This is a genomic window from Parabacteroides sp. 52 (assembly GCF_010500925.1).
In the GTDB taxonomy this organism is placed as follows: domain Bacteria; phylum Bacteroidota; class Bacteroidia; order Bacteroidales; family Tannerellaceae; genus QVMG01.
Genome location: NZ_QVMG01000051.1, coordinates 1 through 2,822 on the forward strand (window position 1 = coordinate 1; position 2,822 = coordinate 2,822).

Here is a 2,822-nt window from a genome sequence, read left to right on the forward strand (position 1 = left end):
ACGATGAAGACATGAAACTTGTTATTGGACTACTTATCCAATGGATTGAAATGGAATCGAAAATTTCATGCTAATGCTATGACTGACGAAGATTATGGATTAGGTTGCCTTTCGTTTTAAGCATTTAGGTCACTCTTACCCCATAGGTTTCACTTTACCAAAAATTGGAGCTAAGAATACTCTAAAGTAGATTTTTACTAAAAGTGATACTTTTTCTAAGAAGGGTATATAAAACACATTCCTTTCAAAAAAAGTATCATCTAGCCTATTTCTTACTTATGAGTAGATAACCTTTGTTATTTCCACTTCGGTAAGGTTGAGTATTAAAGAAATCACTTATAGACTCACTTGTTACGGTTTCTCTGGGTGTAATTTCCAAAGTCTTGAAAATATAGTTTAGTTTCTCTTTTATGTATTTGAGTGTATATTTCCGACAAACTTCAAAATGGAGATCAACCATTTGGATAAACTCTGTGCCTGTTGTTCTCTCTTCATACTGCTTTAAGATCATTGCTTCTTTTATTCTCGGTCGGGAATACTTTAACCGTTCGATCTCTTCTTTGCCGATAGCCAGATAAGCTTCCACAATAAACGGATCACTATTTTTAAGGTCATTAACCAGAGTTCGAGTTATTCCGCTTTCATATCCTTGTAATAATTCCAACTGCCGAACAATTTCTTTATGCCGTTCCTTTAAAGAGGTTGATCGTTCCCGTTTCAGTTTTTCGAAGTCTCCAAGTGGTAAATACTTCTTCCTATGAGTAACATTAAAATACCGACATTTTTCGTATGCAGCTAAAATGCTCTCTTCATTGTGATAGTAAGACTTAACCAAAGCTTCATCAACAAAGTTAGCAATAGCCGAATAGTTTTTACTGCCATCTGGAAACAGGAGATTATAATAAGGTATTACTTTTATTGCCTCTCCAAGCATATCACTCATGTTTCTGGATGCTGCATATCTATAAAGAGACATAAACTTATTAAAGACATCTTCACAGCCATTCAAGTAACCTTTTATCTCGTCCTGACTTCTTATTACATAATTTGAATTCGTATTGGTAATATGAGTAAGAGAATTTATTCCATTCCTGAACCTTCCTTTTATCTGAACCGCTTCGGTATCTGGGTCAACCATAGAATGTTCTGCATAATACAAATCGGTTAATATTATTACATCTGGCTTAAATGGCAACTTTATATCTAATGCTGCATAGAATCGGCTTGTAAAGAAATTAAACCGTTTCATCCGTTCCAGATTCCATGTCTCATAAGTTGTCTTATAGTCTCTGCTTTTCAATTTATCAACACTTTTCTTCGAACAAAAGACAGCCGAATCATTTTCTATTCCTAGTTGCTTAATTACAGCGTGAATGGAATCAGTAGAATTAAAGAACAAACAAATCTTATCCCCACAACCACAAATTACTTCCCGAAGAGTATCTAAGATACAATTAGTGGAATAAAGCGTAATATCTTCTTTAATTGGGAACTGTGGTCTCAATTCTATGATCTCAAATCCTTTTTCCTCAAAGCGGGGGTCTTCCGATATTCGGGGAGTAGCCGAAACAAGTGCCTTATTCTCAAATTGGAAGAAATCATCCATAGGTAAGATAATGTCCGATCTGTATGCTATATCTTGTACTATCCGTTCACATTCATCAAAGAGTAAGAAATAATTGGAATACATATCAATCTCCATTTCTTCCATTCCTTCTTTTATTTTCCAAAAGCTTTCGGGAGTGGTGATGAACTTATGGCGTTTTTGTCGCTTGCATAGATACTCTATGACATCATCTACTGTTTTACCCTCATATACTCCCATTGCATTCTTATGCTCTTTAATCTTGCCCTTAATAACAGGAACAGTAGGCTCTATGATGATTGAATTTCTATCCGCAATCAATTCAGAATAAGTAGCTCCGATACCTGTGATAACTTTATTAAGGATTTTATTACTTGGGATTGTTGGGAAAATTTCTGTGAGATATTGAACTCTTTCTACATTTAGAGTTGAATCTATTACTTTCTTTATATCTATATGTTCTTTCTTCATAATTTGTAAAATTGTGGGAGAGGCTTTTAACACCTCTCCCAAGGTTAATAATTAGTCCAGATCATACTTAGACAAGAATTCTGCTATTTCTTCTGTCTTGTTTAGAGAGTACACTAATTTGCCTTTTGGAAAAGAAGTGAAGCAGCGGAATCGAGTTTCAGTATTTATCGTAACATTTATCATTCTCCCCATTTCAACTTCATACTTAAGCAATTCGAAAGCGAAGTTCTTTTCTTTATACTCTTCCTTCATCTCTTCCACCTTGCTTAGGTCTAAGTTGAAATCATCAACTTTACCTGTTCCAAGATAGTTCAAGGTACAGTTAAGAATCCCATCACTAAGTAATAGCTTAACGTTCTCACTCTTGTGCTTTTGAATTAAATCAACCCACAGACAAGGATTCCCGTTAGGGTCAGTTCTCGGTGTAGCATTAACTTTAGCACCTTTACTCATTGCAACTTTTACTCTTTCAAGAGTAGCATTCAAGTTGTCTTCCAAGTTGCCTTCATTTGAAGGACTTAAAAATGTAAATTTCATACACTTAATTATTAAAATGTTAATTAATAAAAGAGTGTAATCGCTTAGTGGAGGTGCGCACCGTAAATACCATTCGATTACAATGCAAAGATGGGGCAAGTGAAAAACGTGAAGTATAAAGAATATCTGCTGATTTGAGAGGTATTCTTTATGTATCTGCAATTCAGCAAAGTAATGGCTTAAAAACAGAAAAGGTAGACTTTCGCCTACCTTTCTTAGCTTTCTTTAG

The 2,822-nt window shown here is 34.7% G+C and carries 2 protein-coding genes; both read right to left on the bottom strand.

Annotated elements, in window-relative coordinates:
- Positions 1-265 precede the first annotated feature (265 nt).
- A complete protein-coding gene (locus tag D0T51_RS12120) occupies positions 266-2,056 on the bottom strand; it encodes a hypothetical protein (RefSeq protein ID WP_163729654.1) in 1,791 nt (596 codons plus the stop codon).
- 51 nt (positions 2,057-2,107) lie between these two features.
- The gene (locus D0T51_RS12125) at positions 2,108-2,593 is read right to left on the bottom strand and encodes a hypothetical protein (RefSeq protein ID WP_163729656.1); all 486 of its coding nucleotides are present in this window, start codon (positions 2,591-2,593) and stop codon (positions 2,108-2,110) included.
- Between the last annotated feature and the right edge of the window lie 229 nt (positions 2,594-2,822).